Origin of the sequence: Maridesulfovibrio sp. (genome assembly GCF_963677005.1) — a bacterium.
In the GTDB taxonomy this organism is placed as follows: domain Bacteria; phylum Desulfobacterota; class Desulfovibrionia; order Desulfovibrionales; family Desulfovibrionaceae; genus Maridesulfovibrio.
Genome location: NZ_OY781616.1, coordinates 2,240,716 through 2,263,173 on the forward strand (window position 1 = coordinate 2,240,716; position 22,458 = coordinate 2,263,173).

The 22,458-nt window shown below is 53.2% G+C and carries 18 protein-coding genes; 17 read left to right on the forward strand and 1 reads right to left on the reverse strand.

Annotated elements, in window-relative coordinates:
- Positions 1–2: 2 nt before the first annotated feature.
- The 15 genes from murB to gltX all read left to right on the forward strand — a co-directional run bounded on the left by murB (position 3) and on the right by gltX (position 17,940).
- On the forward strand, positions 3–875 hold the full coding sequence (murB, locus tag ACKU4E_RS09955; protein ID WP_320170921.1) for a UDP-N-acetylmuramate dehydrogenase: 873 nt from the start codon (positions 3–5) through the stop codon (positions 873–875).
- Positions 872–1,738, forward strand: a complete 867-nt coding sequence (locus tag ACKU4E_RS09960; protein ID WP_320170922.1) for an FtsQ-type POTRA domain-containing protein — start codon at positions 872–874, stop codon at positions 1,736–1,738. Before murB ends, ACKU4E_RS09960 begins: the two co-directional genes overlap by 4 nt.
- A 41-nt stretch (positions 1,739–1,779) precedes the next feature.
- Positions 1,780–3,009, forward strand: coding sequence for a cell division protein FtsA (gene ftsA, locus ACKU4E_RS09965; RefSeq protein ID WP_320170923.1), 1,230 nt, complete (start codon positions 1,780–1,782; stop codon positions 3,007–3,009).
- A 94-nt stretch (positions 3,010–3,103) separates the two neighbouring features.
- Complete coding sequence (gene ftsZ, locus ACKU4E_RS09970) at positions 3,104–4,381, forward strand: cell division protein FtsZ (RefSeq protein ID WP_320172632.1); 1,278 nt, start codon at positions 3,104–3,106, stop codon at positions 4,379–4,381.
- Between the two features lie 62 nt (positions 4,382–4,443).
- Positions 4,444–6,135, forward strand: coding sequence for a radical SAM protein (locus tag ACKU4E_RS09975; RefSeq protein ID WP_320170924.1), 1,692 nt, complete (start codon positions 4,444–4,446; stop codon positions 6,133–6,135).
- 395 nt (positions 6,136–6,530) lie between these two features.
- Complete coding sequence (locus ACKU4E_RS09980) at positions 6,531–7,043, forward strand: Spy/CpxP family protein refolding chaperone (RefSeq protein WP_320170925.1); 513 nt, start codon at positions 6,531–6,533, stop codon at positions 7,041–7,043.
- Between the two features lie 405 nt (positions 7,044–7,448).
- Positions 7,449–7,949: a periplasmic heavy metal sensor gene (locus ACKU4E_RS09985; protein ID WP_320170926.1), complete on the forward strand. Its 501-nt coding sequence runs from the start codon at positions 7,449–7,451 to the stop codon at positions 7,947–7,949.
- A 148-nt stretch (positions 7,950–8,097) separates the two neighbouring features.
- A complete protein-coding gene (locus tag ACKU4E_RS09990; RefSeq protein ID WP_320170927.1) occupies positions 8,098–8,958 on the forward strand; it encodes a DUF4405 domain-containing protein in 861 nt (286 codons plus the stop codon).
- 21 nt (positions 8,959–8,979) lie between these two features.
- Positions 8,980–10,725 (forward strand): ATP-binding protein, encoded by a 1,746-nt coding sequence (locus ACKU4E_RS09995; protein ID WP_320170928.1) that lies wholly within the window; start codon positions 8,980–8,982, stop codon positions 10,723–10,725.
- 3 nt (positions 10,726–10,728) lie between these two features.
- Entirely contained in the window at positions 10,729–12,132 is a 1,404-nt protein-coding gene (locus ACKU4E_RS10000; RefSeq protein WP_320170929.1) for a sigma-54 dependent transcriptional regulator, read from the forward strand.
- Between the two features lie 767 nt (positions 12,133–12,899).
- Positions 12,900–14,096: a glycine betaine/L-proline ABC transporter ATP-binding protein gene (locus ACKU4E_RS10005; RefSeq protein WP_320170930.1), complete on the forward strand. Its 1,197-nt coding sequence runs from the start codon at positions 12,900–12,902 to the stop codon at positions 14,094–14,096.
- Entirely contained in the window at positions 14,093–14,935 is an 843-nt protein-coding gene (locus ACKU4E_RS10010; RefSeq protein WP_320170931.1) for a proline/glycine betaine ABC transporter permease, read from the forward strand. Before ACKU4E_RS10005 ends, ACKU4E_RS10010 begins: the two co-directional genes overlap by 4 nt.
- 20 nt (positions 14,936–14,955) lie before the next feature.
- Entirely contained in the window at positions 14,956–15,810 is an 855-nt protein-coding gene (locus ACKU4E_RS10015; protein WP_320170932.1) for a glycine betaine ABC transporter substrate-binding protein, read from the forward strand.
- A 194-nt stretch (positions 15,811–16,004) separates the two neighbouring features.
- Entirely contained in the window at positions 16,005–16,229 is a 225-nt protein-coding gene (locus tag ACKU4E_RS10020; RefSeq protein WP_320170933.1) for a NifU family protein, read from the forward strand.
- Between the two features lie 316 nt (positions 16,230–16,545).
- Complete coding sequence (gene gltX, locus ACKU4E_RS10025; protein ID WP_320170934.1) at positions 16,546–17,940, forward strand: glutamate--tRNA ligase; 1,395 nt, start codon at positions 16,546–16,548, stop codon at positions 17,938–17,940.
- A 180-nt stretch (positions 17,941–18,120) separates the two neighbouring features.
- On the opposite strand, the gene ACKU4E_RS10030 is transcribed toward gltX, so the two are convergent.
- On the reverse strand, positions 18,121–18,798 hold the full coding sequence (locus ACKU4E_RS10030) for a transporter substrate-binding domain-containing protein (protein WP_320170935.1): 678 nt from the start codon (positions 18,796–18,798) through the stop codon (positions 18,121–18,123).
- 259 nt (positions 18,799–19,057) lie between these two features.
- On the opposite strand from ACKU4E_RS10030, the gene ACKU4E_RS10035 reads away from it, so the two are divergent.
- Complete coding sequence (locus ACKU4E_RS10035; RefSeq protein ID WP_320170936.1) at positions 19,058–20,728, forward strand: gamma-glutamyltransferase family protein; 1,671 nt, start codon at positions 19,058–19,060, stop codon at positions 20,726–20,728.
- A gap of 639 nt (positions 20,729–21,367) precedes the next feature.
- Positions 21,368–22,357, forward strand: a complete 990-nt coding sequence (locus tag ACKU4E_RS10040; RefSeq protein ID WP_320170937.1) for a TAXI family TRAP transporter solute-binding subunit — start codon at positions 21,368–21,370, stop codon at positions 22,355–22,357.
- Positions 22,358–22,458: the final 101 nt, after the last annotated feature.

Genomic DNA, 22,458 nt, shown 5'->3' on the forward strand with positions numbered 1-22,458 from the left:
ACATGAGCCTCGAACTGCTTCATAAACCGGACATGTCCGCACTCACCTCTCTCGGCATAGGGGGAAAAGCCCGCGTGCTTGCCAGAGTAGGAGATGAAAACGGACTGGATGAACTGGCCCGCTTTATAGAAAAGGAAGGACCGGAAGTCATTGCCATAGGTGAAGGAAGCAACATGCTTGCCGGAGACGGAGAGCTCAATCTGGCGCTGATTCAGATCCGCCGGTCAAGAAGGGCCGGGGTCACGGTCTCTGAAAACATCGTGCGGACTCCGGCAGACATCAGGCTGCCCGGACTCCTTTCCGTGCTGATCAAAATGGGCCTTTCCGGAATGGAAGGTCTGGCCGGAATTCCCGGTTCCGTCGGCGGCGCAATCGCAATGAACGCCGGTTCATATGGAACGGAGATATCCGGCACTGTAAAACGGGTCCGGCTCTGGACTCCGGGCAAGGGGCTTTTCTGGAAAAACGCATCTGAAATGGACTGGGGATACCGGCACTTTGATGCCCGTACCGGAGAATTCACTCTGGTATGGGAAGCGGAACTCAGGCTCTTCCCATCAAGTGAGGAAAAAGTTCGGACTGCGGTAAAAGAAACTTTCTCGAAAAAGAAGGCCACACAACCGGTCACCGAAAAATCCGCCGGGTGCGTCTTTAAAAATCCGGAAGGATTCAGCGCCGGCAAGCTGCTTGATGAAGCCGGATTCCGGGGACGCAGGCTGGGCGGAATGGCTTTTTCGGAAATGCATGCAAATTTTCTGGTCAACACGGGGGGCGGAAACGCAGCCCAGGCGTTGGAGCTTATGGATCTGGCTCGCGAAACCGTAGCCGAAAGGTCGGGAATAACTTTAAATCCGGAGGTTATAATTCTGCCATGAGTGTTGCCGGTATAAAGAAAACCAGACTGACCCTGAGCAAAACGGGAAAAGCCCGGAAAGCCAAGAACAAGGCCAAAAAGAGCAGAAGCGCGTCTTTCTCGGCTGCGGATATCATGCTGACCGTTATGCGCAAGGTGTGCATTTCCGGTGCCTGTCTGCTTGTGCTCGCCGTAGTGGGACTGGGCTGCCTGGCCGGGTACCGCTGGATGACCACGCACCCTTATTTTTCGCTGCAGGACATCAAGGTCAGCGGCAACCACAGGCTGACTTACGGAGAAATCCTGTCCATCGCGGATGTGAACCTGAACAGGAACAGCCTGGACGTCAACATAGGCGAAGTTGAAAACAGGCTGAGCGGCAACCTGTGGATAGACTCGGCAACCGTGAAAAGACAGCTTCCGGGCAAGCTGCACATCATAGTGCATGAAAAGGTCCCGAGCTTCATGGTCCGGCAGGACGACAAGCTCTACTACTGCGACAGCAGGGGCGGACTGATTGCACCGGTTGCTCCGGGGAAATTCACTTCCCTGCCGTATCTGAACATTGACTCCGATGCCATGGACAAGGCGGCCATCCTGCCTGAATTCATGGGCAGGCTGGGGAGAAGGGAACTGCCCTTCGACGCCGGACAGATCGCCTGGATAGACATCAAGGGCGGCAACAGGATGGAAATTTTTATGGACAGCCTCAATCTGAAGGTCCTGTTGGGGCTGGACAACTGGCAAGAACAGCTTTCACACCTGAACACAGTCTGGAATGACCTCAAAAACAGGGGAGAGTTCAGGGATGTGGCGGCCATATCCACCGGAAACGGCAGAGTCTGGGTTGAAAAACGCACTCCGGGAAATGGATCGCCGCAATAGGCAATATCCCCAATCTATCAAGGTGATGAGGAGAAAAAATTATGTCCAAGTCTGATCTGATCGTCGGCCTCGATGTGGGCACCACAAAGATCTGCGCAGTGGTAGGGGAACCGACTGCGGACGGGGTAGACATTGTCGGCATCGGCACCGCCCCATCCACAGGACTGCGCAAGGGAGTGGTCGTCAATATCGAGCAGACGGTGCAGTCCATCAAAAAGGCTCTTGAAGAAGCCGAACTGATGGCCGGATGCGAAATCCGCTCCGTTTACGCCGGAATCGCCGGCAGCCACATCAAGGGGTTCAACAGCCACGGGGTCATTGCCGTTAAGGGCGGTGAAGTGACCCAGAAGGATGTGGACAGGGTTATCGATGCGGCCAAAGCAGTGGCCATACCGCTGGACAGGGAAGTGATCCACACCCTGCCGCAGGAATACATCGTGGATGATCAGCGGGGCATCGCAGATCCTCTGGGCATGGCGGGCGTGCGTCTTGAAGTCAAGGTGCACATCGTTACCGGAGCGGTTACTTCGGCCCAGAACATCATCCGCTCCTGCCACCGCTCGGGCCTCGACGTTTCGGACATCGTTCTCGAATCATTGGCTTCCAGCAAGGCTGTCCTTTCCGAAGAGGAAAGGGAAATCGGAGTCGCCATTGTGGATATCGGCGGGGGAACCACCGATCTGGCTATTTTCGCCAACGACTCCATCAAGCACACCTCGGTCATCGCACTGGGCGGAAACAATCTGACCAACGATATCGCTTTCGGCCTGAGAACCCCAATGGGCTCCGCCGAGCAGATCAAGGTTAAATACGGAACCGCGCTTACCGACCTTGTTACCACGGACGAGACAATTGAAGTTCCTTCCGTCGGCGGCCGCGACCACCGCAAGATGTCCAAACGGGTGCTTGCGGAAATATGCGAACCGCGTTGCGAGGAAATACTGGCCCTGGTTGATCAGGAACTGGTGCGCAGCGGATACAAGAACATGATCGCTGCCGGCGTTGTGCTCACAGGCGGAACCTCGCTTGTGGACGGAATGCAGGAACTTGCGGAACAGATTTTCGACCTGCCGGTCCGCATCGGTTATCCCGCGGGCATCGGTGGACTCAAAGATGTTGTAAACAGCCCCAAATTCGCTACCGCGGTAGGGCTGCTCATGTACGGCGCGGAAAAGGAAGGCGGCTCCGAGCAGGTTTTCCGCATCCGCGACGAAAACGTTTTCAACCGCATTCTGGGCAGGATGCGCAAATGGTTCACCGACATAGCCTGATTGTAAGGCCGGTGCGGTGATGGCTTTCCCGGGTCGATCAGCCGGGAAGAATCAAACCACTAGGATTGTAAAAACAGGGGAAACTGAAATGATGATGGATTACATGGAAATCGAAGGTGACGGTCAGGCCAGGATCAAGGTTATCGGCTGCGGAGGTGGCGGCGGTAACGCTATCAACAACATGATCCAGTCCGCTCTTACAGGCGTGCGTTTCATCGCCGCCAACACCGATGCACAGGACATCAGCAAGTCTCTGGCGGAATACAAAATCCAGCTCGGCGACAAACTCACCAAAGGTCTCGGAGCAGGCGCAAACCCGGATGTGGGTAAAAACGCAGCTCTTGAATCGCAGGAAGTTATTCGTGAACTGGTCAGCGACAGCGATATGGTATTCGTAACCGCCGGTATGGGCGGCGGAACCGGAACAGGCGCCGCACCGGTCATCGCAGGCATAGCCAAGGAAGCCGGAGCACTTACTGTTGCAGTCGTCACCAAACCTTTTTATTTCGAAGGCAAGCGCAGACTCCTGCAGGCGGAAAAGGGAATTGAGGAACTCAAGAGTGTTGTTGACGCTATCATCACCATTCCCAACGACCGTCTGCTCCAGCTCGCAGCCAAAAAAGCCGCATTCTCCGAAATGCTCAAAAAGGCCGATGAAGTACTCTACTACGGCGTAAAAGGCATCGCAGACCTGATCACCGTACACGGCCTGATCAACCTCGACTTTGCCGACGTCCAGGCGGTTATGTCCAACTCCGGACTCGCACTCATGGGTACCGGCATAGCCCGCGGTGAAAACAGGGCACGCGAAGCAGCCATGAAGGCCATCACCAGCCCGCTGCTTGAAGACGTTTCCATTGAAGGTGCCAAAGGCGTACTCATCAACATCACCTGCTCCCCGGACATGACCATCGACGAAGTCAGCGAAGCGGCAAACATTGTACACGAAGAAGCCCACGAAGACGCACAGATATTCTTCGGGACCGTTTTCGACCCCGAAGTGGGCGATGAAATGCGCATCACCGTAATCGCAACCGGAATTGAAAACGCGCACGATCAGGCTGTTGCCCCGACAATGGACGCACAGCCCCAGCCGCAGCGTGCTGCTACCATAACCCCGCGCGGGATGGCTCCCAGACAGAAAGAGACTGTGACCTCCATACACCAGCTCGGCAGCTCACATGCAGAGGAAGACCGTTCCATTCCCGCATACCTGCGTCACGGAGCAAATAAACCGACAGAAGCATCCGGAAGCCAGGAAAACGTTCAGCGCCAGCCCAAACAGGCTGCAGCCAACTCCGGCGAAGAATTCATCTTCCATGATGATGACGATTTCGAGGTACCGACTTTCATCCGCAAACAGGCCGACTAGTCCTGACTGCGCATGACTGATAGAAATGGAACAGTACGGATAAACAGGTCCGGAACCGCATAATGGCCGTGGTAAAAGACAATTTCTTCTATTACGGCCAGGAAGAACCATCTCCGGATGAGACCGGTGGACGTCTGCCCACAGCACTGGTCTTTCCCGGAAGGAAGGGTGCGGCACTGTCGACTCTGGGCTGGCAGGCGGTTTACAGACTGCTAGCCCCGGACCCTGAACTTGCCGTCGAAAGATTTTTCCTCGGCGACCCTGGAAAACCGTCTGTTTCAGAGGACAGCGACAAGGAGCTGTCCAGGTTTCCCCTGATCGGCTTCAGCATCAATTTCGAGGAGGAGTATCTCCACCCGGTAAGGATGCTGAAAGACTCGGGTGTTCCGCCTCTCGCGGCGGAACGCCCGGACTTCCCGCTGGTCATGGGCGGAGGTCCGGTAGCGTTTCTGAATCCGGAGCCGATAGCTCCCTTCTTCGACCTGTTCTGGACAGGAGAGGCCGAGGCAGGATTGAAGGAACTGTGCATTGAACTGAAAAAGCACATCTTCAACGGGGGCAGCAAAAAAGAATTTCTTGATTCGATCAAAGACCGCAACGGGGTCTATGTCCCCGGAATGACATCGGGCAGAGTACGCAGGGCAGTGCTTGCGCCGGGTCTGCCGGAAAGAGAAAACGGGGTTCCCCTGCTGACCGAACCGGCATACTCCTGCTTCACAAGTCCGGACGCGGTTTTCAAGGACATGTTTCTGGTCGAGGTAAACCGGGGCTGTCCATACGGCTGCCGCTTCTGCGCCGCCGGTTATGTTTACCGTCCGCCACGCCACGCATCCATCGAACAGCTCAAAACAATTGTGGAACTGGCCGATCCTCCCAAAGTGGGACTGGTCGGAACAGCCCTTACGGACTGGCCGGACCTGATTCCATATATTGAATGGCTCAAGGCCCGAAAAACAAAATTTTCCCTTTCATCAGTCCGCGCCGACGGGCTTACCGAAGAACTTCTGGATATCCTGCGCGCAGCCGGAGTGCGCACGGTGACACTGGCTCTGGAAGGAGCCAGCAAACGCCTGCGCGATGCCGCCAGCAAGAATCTGGAGGAAGACGATTTCCTGCGTGCTGTGGAACTGTGCGCCGCCAAGGGAGTCAATCACCTCCGCGTATATATTATAGTAGGCTGGCCGGGCGAGACTTCCGAGGACTACGAGGAGTTCGCCGACATGCTCCAGAAGGTGGACGAAGCAAGAAGCCGCGGACAGGGCAAAAAGAAAAAACAGTTCATGCGCATAACCCTGGGCGCAAGCTGCCTTGTTCCGAAACCCTGGACTCCCCTGCAATGGGCTGCCATGCCCTCGGAGTCGGAACTCAAGGAAGTTCTGGGCGCAATCAAGGGGCTGACAAAGAAATACAAGGGAATCGCATTTTCCGGAGACTCCCCTTTTCAGGCCCGCCTGCAGGGTATACTGGCCAGGGGTGATAAATCACTTGCGGAATTCATATCCATAGCTGCCGAGCATGGCGGGTGGAAAAAGGCTTTCAAATACTATGAAGGCGACCCTTACAGATTCATTGACCGCCCGTTTGGCGAAGAAGCTGAACTGCCCTGGGATTTCATCGACTGCGGCATCAAAAAATCCTACCTCCTGCGCGAGTGGAAAAGATTTCAGGAAGGTGTAAGGAGCCCGGTCTGCCCACCGCAGGGATGCGCTGCGTGCAAATCATGCGGCATGTTCCAGTGGCTTGAGGAAGGCTGATTTCAACCGCACTTCTTCCTTATTCTGTCCCCTGTTCTCTGTACCCCTTCATATAAGTTCAGCCCTTCCCCCATTTGTGCAACATCTTGTGCAGACCCCATGCAGACATGCATGGCTGCATTCTTACCTGAAACAGACATATTCAGCATATCGGCGGCCAGCTTTATTCGATAATGAGCTCCCATGATTTGAAACATTGAGTTTTCTTATCAGATTATAAAGATAATTTGTGCAGCACTTGTGCAGACGTGCGCAAAATATTGCATCTTTATCTATACTCATATCCGGCTACAATATTACGTATCTATTTGTTATTATTAGTTTATATCATTTGGCACACCGTATGCTTATACAAAAAACGAGAGGGCACAGTTTTTACAACAAAAGGAGTAATTATGAAAAAGCAAATCGTGATTCCTGCTGTACTGATAATGGTTCTGGCTCTGGCCGGAACAGCTATGGCCCGCCCGGCTTTTAACGGGGGCTTCGGAAACGGCGGCCCCGGACAGCCTTGCATGCAGCCTTTCTGGCAGCCTTTCGAACAGCTCACCCCTGAAAAACAGAAGGAAGTAAAGGCTGTTTTCCAGAAATACGAGGACAAGTTCGAGTCCAACAGAAACCAGATGTGGGCCAAAAGGACTGAACTGAGAGCCCTTGTAGCTTCCGGTAAGGCGGAAAAAAAGGATATCACAACGCTGGTCAAGGAGATGTCCGACCTCAAGACCAAGCAATACAATCTTCGCAAGCAACTATCCGGCGAGATTGAGCAGATATCGGGTATTGCCATGCCCGCATTCGGCGGCGGCGGATACGGTATGGATAATGGCAGGTCCGGTTTCGGCGGCAGAGGTATGGGAAGGCATAATCAGAACTTTCCCGGACCCGGCTGTCCTAACTACAACTTTTAACCACCCTTCATAAAAAGCATCACTCCCCTGCGTAACTGAAATGCAACTGGACTGGGGCCGGAAGAACTCGGAGTTCTTCCGGCCCTTTCCTATTTGGCTCAATAATCAGAATTCAGCATCATCGGATATGGCCCCAGATCAGCATGCCGGGCCGGCAAACTTAATTACATTTTCCGAATGCCATTAATTTACGGGCATTCGAAATCGCGGTGTAAGTCTGCACTTGCTACAGAATCGTCCGCACTTTTTGTGCAGCAACCTGCACATATTCTTTGCACTTACCATCGTTTATATTTCACTATGTTTAGATAACACTTTGAAATAACGCAAAAACATGCTTTGGCACACTTCATGTAAAGGTAATCAACGAGAGGGCAACAACATTCAACCGCATCAGGAGATCATATGAAGAAAAAAGCACTGGTCCCGATGATACTCGTGCTGATTCTGGCGACGGCTTCCGTAGCCATGGCACGAAACGGCTACCGCCTTGCCGGATACCACAACGGCAACTGGGCAGCCTACAATCAACTGACACCTGAAAAACAGCAGCAGGTTCAGAGCATCTTCAAAAAGTACGAAGACACTTTTCAGACTCTTCGCAACCAGCAATGGGCAAAGCGGACTGAACTGAATGCTCTGGTAGACTCCGGCAAGGCCGACAAGGATTCAATCCATGCTCTGGTCAAGGAACTTGGAGAGATCAAGGCGAAGGTCTATGCAGAACATAAGAAGATGGCCGAAGAACTTGAAAAGGAAACCGGCCTCACCTTCCCTGCAATGGGCCAGGGTGGCGGAAGAGGCTGCGGTAACTATCGCGGGGGCGGATGTCCCGGCGGTGGAGGGAACTACGGTAACAATCCTGCCGGATGTCCCGGTGGCAACTGCCCCGGGCAGGGTTCCTGACCTATAACAAAAAACGTTGATCATACCTAATTTACAGGAAAACGGGAAAAAAGGAGGACTTGACCGGTCCTCCTTTTTTAATGAAAAATATTCCAAATGCAGGACGACATGGGTTAGTATGCTCGGAACAAAAGACAAGGAGAAGCGCATGTTCAGAAAAATCACCTCACTTACCAGTTTTTTTTCCATCATCGTACTGACCATAACCAGCATAGTCCTATACATAGTTCCGCATGGACGGGTGGCCTACTGGGCAGACTGGACCCTGCTGGGTCTGAGCAAAGACCAGTGGGGCGACATACATATCTGCACCGGGGTACTTTTCCTCGCAGCCTCCATCCTGCACATCTGGCTGAACTGGAAACCGATTATCGCCTACCTCAGGAAGAAGGCCGGAGCAGCCAACTTTTCATCACCGGCTTTTTTCATAAGCCTTGCCATTACCCTGTTCGTTGCCGTCGGGGCCCTTGCGGGTCTGCCGCCCATGCGGCAGGTTCTGGAATTTTCAAGCAGCATCAAAATGAACGGAGAACTTAAATACGGTGCCCCGCCATACGGACACGCGGAACTCAGTTCACTGGCGGTTTTCTGCAAAAGAACCGGGCTGGATGTGCAAAAGGCCGCAGAGTCGCTCAAGAATGCGGGGGTCAAACTCGCTTCTCCGGGTGAAACGATAATTTCCATTGCAGGAAAGGCCGGGATTACACCTAAAGAACTCCATGCAATAATGCTCAAAGATCAGCCCGAGGCGGTGGAAGCGGCTGTTCCTGCCCATGAACCCGGCTCCACCATGAAAAGCGGAAGCGCTGGCGTAACCGGCGGAGGTTCCGGAATCGGGCGCATGTCCCTTGAAATGTACTGCAGCCGGAACAACCTCGATCTTGATACGGCCTTGGGAATACTGAGAGAAAAGGGGGCCGTGGTTGACAAGTCCACCACCATTCGAGAAATTGCCGGAATGCTGGGTCTGAGTTCTCCGCGCGAGATCGGAGCGCTGCTCAACCCTTAAAGATGTAACCAAGCCGTTTAAATGGAATTAAGCTTAAGAAAATCGCATAAACTGCCTCTTACACTGGCTCTCCTGGCCCTGGTACTCCTCGGGGCCGGGAGCCTTTACCTTACCTGGCACAACCTGCGCCAGATGCACCAGACAGTTTTCGAGCACATGCTGCTTTCGGCCCGCTCCATAGCAAGGGGGCTGGATATCCAGTTGGTAGAGGGAGCAAGAAGAATGCGCCGTCCCGGAGGTCCGGGTGGCCCCGGCGGTCCCGGAATGCGCAACAGGCGCATGCCGGAGGCATTGCTTCCTGAAGCCCGGGAACTGTTCAAGGAAATGGTTGCACAGGGCGATCTGCTCTACATCGCCCTTTACGGTCCGGACATGAAGCCGCTGCTGGTGGTGGAACAGGACGACATTAAATTCGACCCTCCGGTCGGGCTGTTCGGGATGATCGACTCCATGCGTGAATCCAGCACCCCGGTCATGATAGGCAACAGACCGGCCCTGCTTTACGGAACAATAGGCCAGCCCATGCTGCTGCGCATCTACGGACATTCCCAGTACAGGATGCTGCCGCCGCAAAGCCAGACCACCTACCTGCTTCTGGGACTCAATGCCGAAAAACATCTGCGCCAGTTCAAACAGTACCGCCGTGCGGCCCTGCTCCAGACCGGATACATATTTCTGGCCGGGTTCGTGCTCTGGCTGCTGGCCGTGGCTTATTTCCAGCGCAGGGAACAGGGCAGCAAACTGACCAGACTCGAAAGCTTTCAGGCAAACCTGCTGGACAACATGCCGGACGGCCTGCTCACCCTGTCCACCGGCGGAACCATACTTGCCGCCAACGGTTCGGCCCATAAACTGCTGGACAGTCCGGCGGATAAAGCTCTGGTCGGAATGAACTGGAACGATTTTTCATATGAAAGTCTGCAGAAGTTCCGCCGGGACAACGTGATCTGGGAACATGCTCTACTGAGCGGGAAAAGTCTGGAATTCATTTTTTTCCCATATTTCGAAAGCATGGACGAAAAACGGACCATGATCATAATCCGTGACCGGACCGATATCGCAGATCTGGAGGAAGACCTCTACGAAGCCAGAAGACTGGCCTCGATAGGCTCTCTGGCTGCCGGAGTGGCCCATGAAATCCGCAACCCACTGAGCTCGCTGCGCGGGTTCGCACAGCTTTTTGCCGACAGGTTTCATGACGAACCGCCCTACGGAACATACGCCACCACCATGCTGCAGGAAGCCGACCGGCTGAACAGGGTCGTCACGGACCTGCTCTACCTGTCCAGACCGCACGACCTTAAACCGGAACAGCTGGACCTGAAGGATCTCTGCGACTCCATGCAGACCCTCATGGGCTTTGACCTTGAACACAAGGGAGCCGAGATTGACACCGGACTGGAAACGGACACGGTCTACGCCGATCCTGACGGAATAAGGCAGGTTATGCTGAATCTTCTGGTAAACAGCCTTGACGCCGTGCCGCAGGATGAGGGACTGATATCCATAAGCGCAAAGGAAAGCGGAAACGGAGTCTGGATAAACATCTGCGACAACGGACCGGGAATGCCCGAAGAAATCCGCAAGCACGCACTTGAGCCGTTCTTCACGGACAAACCCAAGGGAACAGGGCTGGGACTGGCCATAGTCAACACTATCATGCGAGGACACAGCGGCCGCGTGACCATTTCAGGACACGACAACTCGGAACCCAGAACCGGAACCTGCGTGAAACTATTTTTTCCCAATCCCCGCAGTGAGGAATAATTTATGAGCGACAACACCAAAACAGCACTCATTGTGGATGACGAACCGCCACTGCGCATGCTGATACGGGCCGTGCTGGAAGGTGACGGCTGGACAGTGCACGAAGCGGCCTCCGGAGAACAGGCACTTGAAATGGTGACCGGACTGGAACTCAATGCCGCGTTGATCGACATGCGCATGGACGGCATGGACGGCATGGCCCTGCTCAAAGAACTGAACACGATTTTTCCGGGACTCCCGGTCATAATGCTGACCGCGTACGGGAACGTCAACTCTGCTGTTGTGGCCATGAAACAGGGGGCCTTCGACTACCTGACCAAGCCAGCCGACAACGAGGAACTGAAAGCGGTAATGAACAAGGCTCTGGACTACTCAAGGCTGATTGATGAAAATGAGCGGTTGAAATCAGCAGCCGGTGTCGGCGGAGAAATGATCGGCAGCACACGGGGCATGCGCAATGTCAAGGAACTCATTGAACAGGCCGGGCCTTCCGAAGCCACAATCCTTGTGCTTGGAGAATCCGGAACAGGAAAGGAACTGGTGGCCGAAGGACTGCACCGGGCCAGCCTGAGAGCCGACAAACCGCTGATCAAGGTCAACTGTGCGGCTCTCCCGGCAGACCTGCTTGAAAGCGAACTTTTCGGTTACGTTAAAGGGGCCTTTACAGGAGCCAACACCAACAAGCCGGGCCGGTTTCAGCTGGCTTCCGGCGGAACACTGTTTCTGGACGAGATCGGTGAAATGGACCCTGTGCTTCAGGCCAAGATACTGCGGGCACTACAGGAAAAAGTTGTGGAACCGCTGGGCAGTGTCTCTCCGGTGGAAACAGACGTGCGCATAATCGCCGCCACCAACCGCGACCTGAAAAAGGAAGTGGAACAAGGAAATTTCCGCGAAGACCTATACTACCGGTTGAGCGTGCTTGAAATCCGCATCCCCCCCCTGCGCGAAAGGATAGGCGACCTTCCCGCGCTTGCGGCTCATCTGCTTGAAAAGCTCGGCCGCAAGAACAACAAGAAAGTCCGCTCCGTAAGTCCGGCATTTCTGGACTGTCTGGCCCGCTACGACTGGCCGGGCAATGTGCGCGAACTGGAAAACGTGCTTGAACGGGCGATTATACTGAGCCGCAGTGAAATTCTGGGACCGGAACTCCTGCCGCCGCAGGTCCGCAACCATGTTCCGGCCACCGCAGCAAAGCCGGACACAGAACCAGCTCAGGAAACCGAAGATAAAATTTCATCAGTTCCCGGCCCTGGTCCGGCCTCACTGGATGATGCCGAACGTCAGGCTCTTATCGCCGCGCTGGAAGCCAATCAGCACCACCGTGAACGTACTGCCGACGCACTTGGAATCAGCCGCCGGACCCTGCAATACAAACTCAAGAAATACGGCCTGACCCGCCGCTGACCACAAGAAAAATCAGACAGTTAAGATTGTGCCGGATGCACGGCGCAGGCAAAGGCATGGAACGATGCGTAGATAGACATACGTTAGTTTCATGCTTTTTTGCATCAACGCTGCACACAGTACTTTACCAGCAATTTTTCAAGGCCTGAAGCAGGCTGCTTCCCGGCCTTGTTTTCTTTCCGGACAAAATTTTATCCTGCCCTGAATCCTCCGTCATACCAGCCGCTATTATCACCTGTTATCTCTGATACGGGGCGATCGCTCAGCATGATATATTTTTGTCATGATTATATTTCAATTCGTTGATGAATAAGAAAAATTTCAGTATATTCAAAAATTTTTCAATCTTATTTGACACAACAATAGATTTTATCTACCCTAAAAACTTCTGACATATAATTCTAAAACACAAAGCGCAAACATCAAACTCGTTTTTGACCGCTTACCGACAACGGTCAAAAACAAGTTTTTGCTTTGGAAAAACCAGAAATATAGACACTGTTTTTTTTCATTGTAAAAACTGCATTTCCTGCAAGTATCATTAAAGAACACTGTAACACTAACAAACTGCATAGAAAAATGCATTCAGAAGCACACTACTACATTATTATGACAGTTTCCGACACATTGGAAGTCAACCCCGATTCCGCACCGGAAAAAATCCCAGTCCTGCTCTCTTCCTCGCCTGCTGTCAGATCCGGCAATTAGTTTTCACCACAGCTAAGAAAACACGAGGACCGTGTTTAGTTTTAATAAACGGAGAGTTTATGGAAAAAATCCGCGTTGAAAATCTATACAAAATTTTCGGCCCTACCCCCAAAAAAATTATTCCCATGCTTGAAAAAGGGGCAACCAAAGAAGAAATCATGAAAAAAACCCGGCATGGTGTCGGGGTAAACAATGCTTCGTTCTCTGTTGACGAAGGAGAAATCGTGGTGGTCATGGGCCTCTCGGGAAGCGGGAAGTCCACGCTGGTGCGCTGCATAAACAGGCTGATCGAGCCTACCGGAGGCAAGATCTTCATTGACGGTCAGGATATTTCCCGCATCGGGAAGGAAGAGTTGCGCAAGGTCAGACTGGAAAAGCTGGGCATGGTTTTCCAGAATTTCGCCCTGTTCCCCCACCGCACCGTGCTCAAGAACACGGAATACGGCCTGGAAATAGGAAACGTGGACCCGTCAGAACGGAAACAAAAAGCAATGGAAGCGCTTGAGCTTGTAGGGCTGGGCGGCTGGGCGGATTCATATCCGGCACAGCTTTCCGGCGGCATGCAGCAGAGGGTAGGTCTGGCCAGAGCCCTTGCCCTTGACCCGGACATACTGTTGATGGACGAAGCGTTCAGCGCCCTCGACCCGCTGATACGGCGCGACATGCAGGACGAACTGATCAATCTGCAGGAAAGAATGCAGAAGACCATTGTCTTCATCAGCCATGATCTGGATGAAGCTCTCAAAATCGGAGACCGCATAGTCCTCATGAAAAACGGTGAAATAGTGCAGACCGGGACTCCGGAAGAAATTCTGACCGAACCGGCAGATGATTACGTGCGCCGATTCGTGGAGGATGTGGACATCACCAAGGTACTTACCGCCGAATCGGTAATGAAAAAAACCGAGGCCGTAGCATACATCAAGACCGACGGACCTAGAGCAGCGCTTAGAAAAATGCGCAAAAACAATATCTCCAGCCTGTTCGTGCTCAACGAGCACCATCGGCTGATAGGAATAGTAAGCGCAGCGGAATGCGCCGGTCTCGTGGAGAACGGCGGCAAGGATTTGAGAACCGTCATGCGCACTGAATACCAGTCCGTGAACCCGGATACTCCGGCGCAGGAACTCTTCAATATCATGCAGGACCGCATTGCACCTCTGCCGGTCATAGATGAAACCGACAAACTCAAAGGGGTAATCGTCAGGGGAGCACTTATCGGAGCCCTGGCGGAAAGAGGAGGCGACAACGAATGATAATACCAAGAATTCCCGTAGGGGACGCCATAGAAACCGGAATCAATTTTCTGGTGGATCACTGTTCCTTTGCCACCAAGGCTTTCTCGGCAGTGCTGGAATCCGGGCTGGATATAATTGAAACGGCAATGAAAGCATGCCCGCCGTGGCTGCTCATCATACTGATCGGCCTGCTGACATGGCGGCTGGCAAAAAGCAAGCGCACTGCGATTTTCTCCATGGCCGGACTGCTGCTCATCTGGAACATGGGGCTTTGGAAAGCCACTGTCAGCACCATCTCTCTGGTCATTGTCTCAACCCTTCTGGCACTCATGATCGGCATTCCGGTCGGCATACTGGCGGCCATGAACCGTTATGTCCACAAAACGGTCATGCCTGTGCTGGACGTGATGCAGACCATGCCCGCCTTTGTCTACCTTATCCCGGCTATTCCCTTTTTCGGGCTTGGAAAGGTGGCGGCCATATTTTCAACAATAATCTTTGCCATGCCTCCAGCCATCCGGCTGACCTGTCTAGGCATAAAACAGGTTCCGGAAGAACTGGTGGAGTGCGCCGAGGCTTTCGGCTCAACACGCTGGCAGAGACTGGTCAAACTTGAACTGCCCATCGCCACCCCGACCATTATGGCCGGAGTAAACCAGACCGTCATGCTGGCCCTTTCCATGGTTGTTATCGCCGCCATGATCGGAGCCAAAGGGCTTGGCGGAGAGGTCTGGAAAGCGATTCAGCGTTTGCAGATGGGCAAGGGATTCGAGGCCGGAATTGGCATTGTCATCGTGGCCATGATCATGGACCGCGTATTACAGAAAATAGGCTCCGGCAAAACAGGCCGGAACTAAAAAACAAACGGGAGACTCCAATGAAAAGACTTTTCACCCTTATCCTTGCTGCCCTGCTTGTCGCGGCTTTTGCCGTACCTTCCTTTGCCGGAGACAAGAAAAAGGTCAAACTGGCATATGTGGAATGGGACTGCGCAACAGCCACTACCAACGTCATCAAGGCTGTTCTGGAAGAGCGCATGGGTTACGAATGCGAGATCATCCCAGTGGCTGCCGCGGCCATGTGGCAGGCCGTCGGCACCGGCGATGTGGACGGAATGGCTACCGCGTGGCTGCCGGTTACGCATGCGGATTACCTGAAACGGGTCCAGAAAGACGTTGTAAACCTCGGCCCGATAGTATCCGGCGCCAAACTGGGCTGGGCTGTTCCCGCGTATGTTACGGTTGATTCCATTGCCGACCTGAACAAGTATGCCGACAAATTCGATGGAAAAATCATCGGAATTGACCCCGGTGCCGGGCTGATGAAACTCTCCGAAGACGCAATGGCAGCATACGGCCTGGACAAATTTGAACTCATGGAAGGTTCCGGCGCAACAATGACCGCAGCCCTCAACGATGCCATTAAAAACAACAAATGGGTCGTGGTCACCGCATGGTCACCGCACTGGATGTTCGGCCGCTGGGACCTCAAATATCTCAAGGACCCCAAGAAGATTCTCGGCGAGGAAGAAACCATAAACACGGTTGTCCGCAAAGGTCTCAAGAAGGATATGCCCAAGGTATACAGCTTCCTCGACAAATTCGCCTGGAAAGACGCCGGCCAGCTCCAGATGGTCATGGCCTGGAACCAGGAAAAGGGAGCCGATCCTTATGAAAACGCAAAACGTTTCATCAGGGAAAACAAGGCGCAGGTAGACTCCTGGCTCAAATAAGACTCCTTGTATGAAAATAAAAACCCCGCTGCTCCTGTGGCGGGGTTTTTATTTTTTATTCTGCCGGGAAAAACAGATTTGGAATAATACGACTGTAATCGTGTGACAAATTGTCCCGGGCAACCTGCCGGGCAGGTTTGACAACGGTGCCTAAAGGTCGTACTTGAGCCTGCATACCAAATGGAGGATTTACCATGTACGACAAAGTCGAAGCCGCACTGGAAAAAGTCAGGCCCTTATTGCAGGCCGACGGCGGCAACGTTGAACTCGTTGAGGTAACTGACAAAGGCATAGCCAAAGTCCGCATGCAGGGCGCATGCAAGGGCTGCCCCATGTCCCAGATCACTCTGAGAAACGCCATTGAACGCACGTTGCTCAAGGAGATACCTGAACTGAAAGGCGTGGAGCCCGCCGAATAAAAATTATCCGGCCGGGGCTGCCGGTCCCGGCCGGAGGCGTATAGCCGAGAGCACTCCAGAACCAGTCGGGTTCAGCACCGAAAACCGCCATCCAAGGCGGATTTTTTTGCTTCCGGCCCAGCGGACAGATAAATTTTCGCCCCGCCGGACAGGATCGTCCCTTGGGGAACAGGGATTTTTACCCTATTCTTTTCCCGGCTCAAACAGAAAAACAACCACATGTTTATTCCAGTCATTATACGACATGGCCGGAAACCTTCGGCAAGCTGCCGGTAAACAGGAACATGCGGCAAATTATATTTCAGGAGAAACCATCATGGCAAAAACCGTAACCCGCTTCGCTCCGAGCCCCACCGGGCACCTGCATATCGGCGGAGCCCGTACTGCCCTTTTCGCATGGCTGCTGGCCAGACACAACGGCGGAGAATTCGTCCTGCGCATAGAAGACACCGACCGCCAGCGTTCCACTCAGGAGTATACGGACGCCATCCTGGCCTCCATGAAATGGCTGGGCATGGACTGGTCCGGGGAACCTGTCTACCAGAGCGATAGATTTGATATTTACAACGGGTACATCGACAGGCTGCTTGAAGAAGGCAAGGCCTACTGGTGCGACTGCACCCCGGAACAGGTTGACGCCATGCGCGAAAAAGCCATGCAGGAAAAACGTAAACCCAAATATGACGGTTCCTGCCGTGAAAAAAATCTCGGCCCCGGTGAAAACAGGGTCGTACGCTTCAAGGCGCCTCTTGATGGACGCACCTCCTTTACCGACATGATCAAGGGCCCCATCAGCATCGAAAATGCCGAAATGGACGACATGATTCTGCGCCGCTCGGACGGTTCTCCTACCTACAACCTCGCCGTTGTGGTGGATGACCACACCATGGGTGTTACCGATGTGCTGCGCGGTGACGACCACGTCAACAATACCCCGCGCCAGATACTGCTGTATCAGGCCCTTGGATGGGACATCCCGAATTTCGGCCACGTTCCCATGATCCTCGGCCCCGACAAGAAAAAGCTTTCCAAGCGTCACGGTGCCCTCTCGGTCATGGAATATGAAAAAATGGGCTACCTGCCCGAAGCCGTGGTCAACTATCTGGTACGGCTGGGCTGGTCTCACGGCGACCAGGAAATTTTCTCCCGTGATGAGCTTATCAAGCTTTTCAACACCGACAGTCTCGGCAACTCCCCTTCCGTATTCGATACGAAAAAGCTCGACTGGCTTAACAGCGAATACATCAAGTCCAAGGCCCCCGCGGAACTGATTGAGGGCATGCGTTCCTTCCTGCCGGAAGACACTGCCGCGGAAGACGCTTATCTGGAAAAGATCATCCCCCTGCTCCAGCCGCGTGCCGGGAATTACAGGGAAATGGCCGAAATGAGTGACTTTTTCCTCACCACTGCAGCAAATATGGAATATGACCAGGCCGCAGTGACCAAGGTTTTCACCCCCGAAGCAATTGAAATTCTGAAGGAACTTACCGCACTCATAGCAGCGGACGCAGAGTTCAGCCATGATTCCCTTGAAGCTGTATGCAAAGGCTACCTGGAAGAAAAAGGACTCAAATTCAAGGCCATCGGACAGCCAGTACGTCTGGCCCTGTGCGGCCGCACCCAGTCCCCCGGCGGACTCTATGATCTTATGCTTGTCATGGGCAAAGAGGAAACCGTTGCCCGCCTGGAAAGGGCTTTATCGCTGGTCTGATTACCGGGACTTGGACAGCTTGAAGATTCTACCAGATTGACCATCGGGCAGACCTTGATACTGCCGGTGAACCGGGATCGGATATAATCCTTGCTTCCCGCAGAAACTAAAAAAAATATCAAATAAAAAACTCCGCACACCGATCAGGTATGCGGAGTTTTTTGTGGTCCATTGATCTTTTTATTCAACAGCTTCCTGTGGAAAGTATTTGTCCTTGAGCTTAAGCCATGTCCCATCCTGTTTCAGGGAATCAAAGGCAGCCTGCCACCGGGCAACTACTCCATCCGGCACAGTTGTGGCAAATGCTATATAAATGGAAACAAAAGTTACCGGTGGCCCAACCCGCTCATAATCTGCCGGATTGAGGTCGCTGTTCAAATGCATAAATTGTGATATGGCCTTTTCCCCCATTGGGACGAGGTCCACTCTCCCGCGGACAAGCTTCAGAAAATCGCATTTTCGGGAAGGACCGGGCTCCAGATTTGTAAAGCCCATCTTCTGCAGGCTGACATGAATGAAACCATTTTTTGTAACGCCTATCCGGCGGACTTTTCTGGCATCACCAGTACAGGTCAGTTTTATATTACTCCCCTTTCTGCTGTAAAAATAAATTTCATCCCAATAAATAGGACCGACAAACTTGAACTTTGTGGCCCGTTCCGGCGTTATGGCCATGGGGAACAGCACATCACCGCTTCCGGTCTGCATCTTCCTGTAGGCCCGGGGCCAAGGATAAAATAATATATTTGATTCTTCACCACCGATCCTTTCTTCCATTAACCGGACAAGCTCTACCGCGAATCCTGAGGAGGTTCCATTGCTTGAAGAATAACTGAAAGGAGGGAGTTCACAGGTCATGACTCTAAGACCGGCAGCAAAAGTCGGGGAAGCACAGCAAACTAAAAAGGCTGCCAAAAGTATACAAACGGCCCTGTTGCTCATGAGGCAGGCTACCCGGTATATTTTGAAAATACAATTATTCTTTAAACACTAACACCTTGCGAATGTCCCGTTGACTCCTGAATTCAACAAGACAAAACGTGTAATCACTGCTTGCAATTTATCCGCAACTACACATAACATGCCAACTTAATTCAGAACATTCACGGAGTCATTTATGCCGCCATTTGAAATCAACAGATTCACGCAGCCGGGTTTCACATTCAACTCCCGCCGCTCTCCGGTATTCGCCACCCGAGGGATGGTTTCCTCCAGCCAGCCCTTGGCTACACAGGCCGGTCTGGAAATCCTGCGGGCAGGCGGCAACGCTGCTGACGCAGCAATCGCAGTGGCCGCAGCCCTGGCAGTTGTGGAGCCGTGCAGCACAGGACTGGGCGGTGATGCGTTTGCGCTTTATTACGATACCGGCAGCAGCAAAGTATCGGCCCTGAACGGCTCAGGCAAATCCGCAATGGACATCTCGCTTGAGAAAGTTCTCTCCATGGGAATAGCTGGGAGCCTGCCGATGCGTCACGCCATGACCGTCAATGTTCCCGGCGCATTCGGACTCTGGGCGGACCTTGTCGACAGGCACGGAACACTTGATCTTGCGCAAATCCTTACCCCGGCCATCCGCTACGCCATGCAGGGTTTTCCGGTCAGCCCAGTTACTGCGGAACTTTGGAAAGCCGGTGCGGAACAGGTCCTCAAACACAGCCCCGGCGGGGAATCCCTTCTCCTTGACGGGAGGGCTCCGCGCTGCGGAGAGGTGATGATCAACCGAGCCCTCGGCATGACCATGGCAAAACTGGCGGAACAGACTCCGGATGAAGCCAAGAAACTTTTCTACTCCGGAAAAATTGCCCGCCAAATAGTAAAAGCCGTGCGTGAAAACGGAGGGTTCCTTCGCGAAGAGGACATGGCGACCCATTGCAGCCTGTTTCAGGACTCAATCAGCACTGACTACCGGGGATACAGAATTCATGAATGCCCTCCCAACGGTCAGGGACTGGCCGCCCTGCTCGCAATGAACACGCTGGCGGGGATAGATGTGGCGGAGCTTGGCGAACCGTACTCTGCCCAAAGGATGCACTATCTCATAGAAGCCATGCGGCTGGGGTTCGCAGATGCCAGACAGCATGTGGCCGACCCGGAACACTACCATGCTCCGGTGGAAGAACTGCTTGCCCCGGAATACGGATCAAAGCGGGCGGGTCTCATCTTCCCGGACCGGGCCAACCCCGCATCAAAATCCGGAATTCCTGCCGCGACTTCCGATACAGTCCACTTCTGCGTAGTGGACAAGGACGGCAACGGCTGCTCCATGGTTAATTCCAATTACATGGGCTTCGGAACCGGGATAGCCCCTGAAGGACTGGGTTTCTCCCTGCAGAACAGGGGCCACAACTTTTCACTTGATCCGGCCCACCCGAATGTACTGTCCGGAGGACGGCGCAGCTACCACACAATCATTCCCGGCATCATCACCCGCACTGACGGATCGCTGCATTCGGTCTTCGGTGTCATGGGCGGATTCATGCAGCCGCAGGGACATCTGCAGGTAGTCTCGGCCATGCTGGATGACGGGGTTGATCCGCAGGAAGCGTTGAATAGACTGAGGTTCTGCATTGAACCGGGTGAACCGGCCGGGCATGTCTGCCTTGAAGAAGGATTACCCCGGGAAACAATCGCCGGGCTGACTGAAATGGGACACGAAGTTGAGATCAGAAACGGCTACGACCGAACGATATTCGGAAGAGGGCAAATAATTGTTCGTGATCCGCAAAACAAAACTCTCTGCGCAGGCTGTGATCCACGCTCTGACGGCTATAGTGCTGGGCTGTGTTGACAATGCAATGATACTCGCCAGGCAATATTATTCTGATTTATCAAACCGAAACAAAATCAGTCCACCAAAAATAACAGTGAGCGCCCGCTTTTGGGCGTATTTTAATTTATGCCGCCCACAGATGCGCTATACGTAAAAACATACGCACAATAAGCCAAAACAGTTCTGACACATGCCTGCGAAACGGTTATGCCGAGCGTCTTCATAAAAATTTTAAACTGCGGCCATAAATAGATAACAGACTACAACTAAAGACTTAAGCCCAGCCACTGCATTACAGTGACCGCACAACTGTATAATATACACACAAAAAACAACGCAGAACACCGCAAAGTACATCCGGACCCACTACTGGATTTTTCTGGTGTTTTATACTATACCCTCCTGACAATCCAATGTTCCCATACTCCATCAGACTCCCAACGAACATCTCAGTGAACGTTGAGTCTAAGTGCAGCATGTCCGGCACTCGGGGAGAAGATCAGGGAAATTCCCATCCGGTAAACCGATGTGAACAGCAATGACGTTCATGAAAGAGTTTCCCTGATTCATCTTGTCGCACATAAGCTGCAGACGGCATAGTATCGGCCTGTTATCTCAAGCACCCACCCGTGCCCAACAAGCAACAACGGAGGAAAAATGTTTAACAAATTTTCATGCATGGTTCTGAGCTGCATGCTCTGCCTTACATTTTTCGCAGCGCCTTCCCAGGCCAGTGACAAAAGCCTGATCATCGCGACTGCAACAACCGGGGGAACCTTCTACCCCGTAGGCGTAGCTATCGGAACACTGATCAGCATCAAGCTGGCCGGCCAGGACGGAATCTCCGCCACTGCGATCAACTCCGCAGGATCCGGCGAAAACATCCAGATGCTCAAAAACAAGGAAGCTGACCTGGCCATTCTGCAGGCTCTGTACGGCCTGAACGCTTATAAAGGCGAAGGCCCGTATGAAGGAAAGCCGTTCACCGGATTCAAATCCATCAGCATGCTTTGGGAAAACGTAGAACATTTCCCCCTGCTGAACAAATACATCAAAACTGGAACCATTCAGGACCTCAAAGGCCTGCATAAAAAATTCTCCATAGGTAAACGCGGAAGCGGAACCGAAGGCTCAGGCCGTACCCTGCTGAAGCTGATGGGAGTGGACCCGGACAAGGATCTCATCCTTGAATACCTCGGCTACACACCCTCCGCCCAGGCAATGATGGACGGAAGAATCGTCGGTGCCAATATCCCGGCCGGTCCCCCGGCTGCTGCCATCACACAGCTTTACGCACAGATGGGCTCTGACGATGTAAGCGTTCTTGAGTTCACTGACGAGCAGCTTGCCGAAATCCAGAAGGAATACCCCATCTGGAACAGATTCGTGATCCCGGCCGGAACATATCCTTCCCAGAAAAAGGACATCAGGACCATCGCCCAGCCGAACTTCCTGGCCTGCCGCGCAGATCTTCCCGAAGATGTTGTCTACAAGATAACCAAAACCATCTACGAGAACCTGCCGTTCCTCAACAACATCCACAAGGCCACCAAGGCCATGTCTCTTGAACGCGCTACCGCAGGCCTGCCTGCTCCGCTTCATCCCGGTGCCGTTAAGTACTACCGCGAAGTCGGCATCATAAAATAAGTCAGCAATAAGTGCGGCGGCGGAACCTTCCGCCGCCGCAACCATAGATTACACAGTTACTTTTCAGGCATCCCCATTTCCGGCAGACGGAAGCAGAGAAA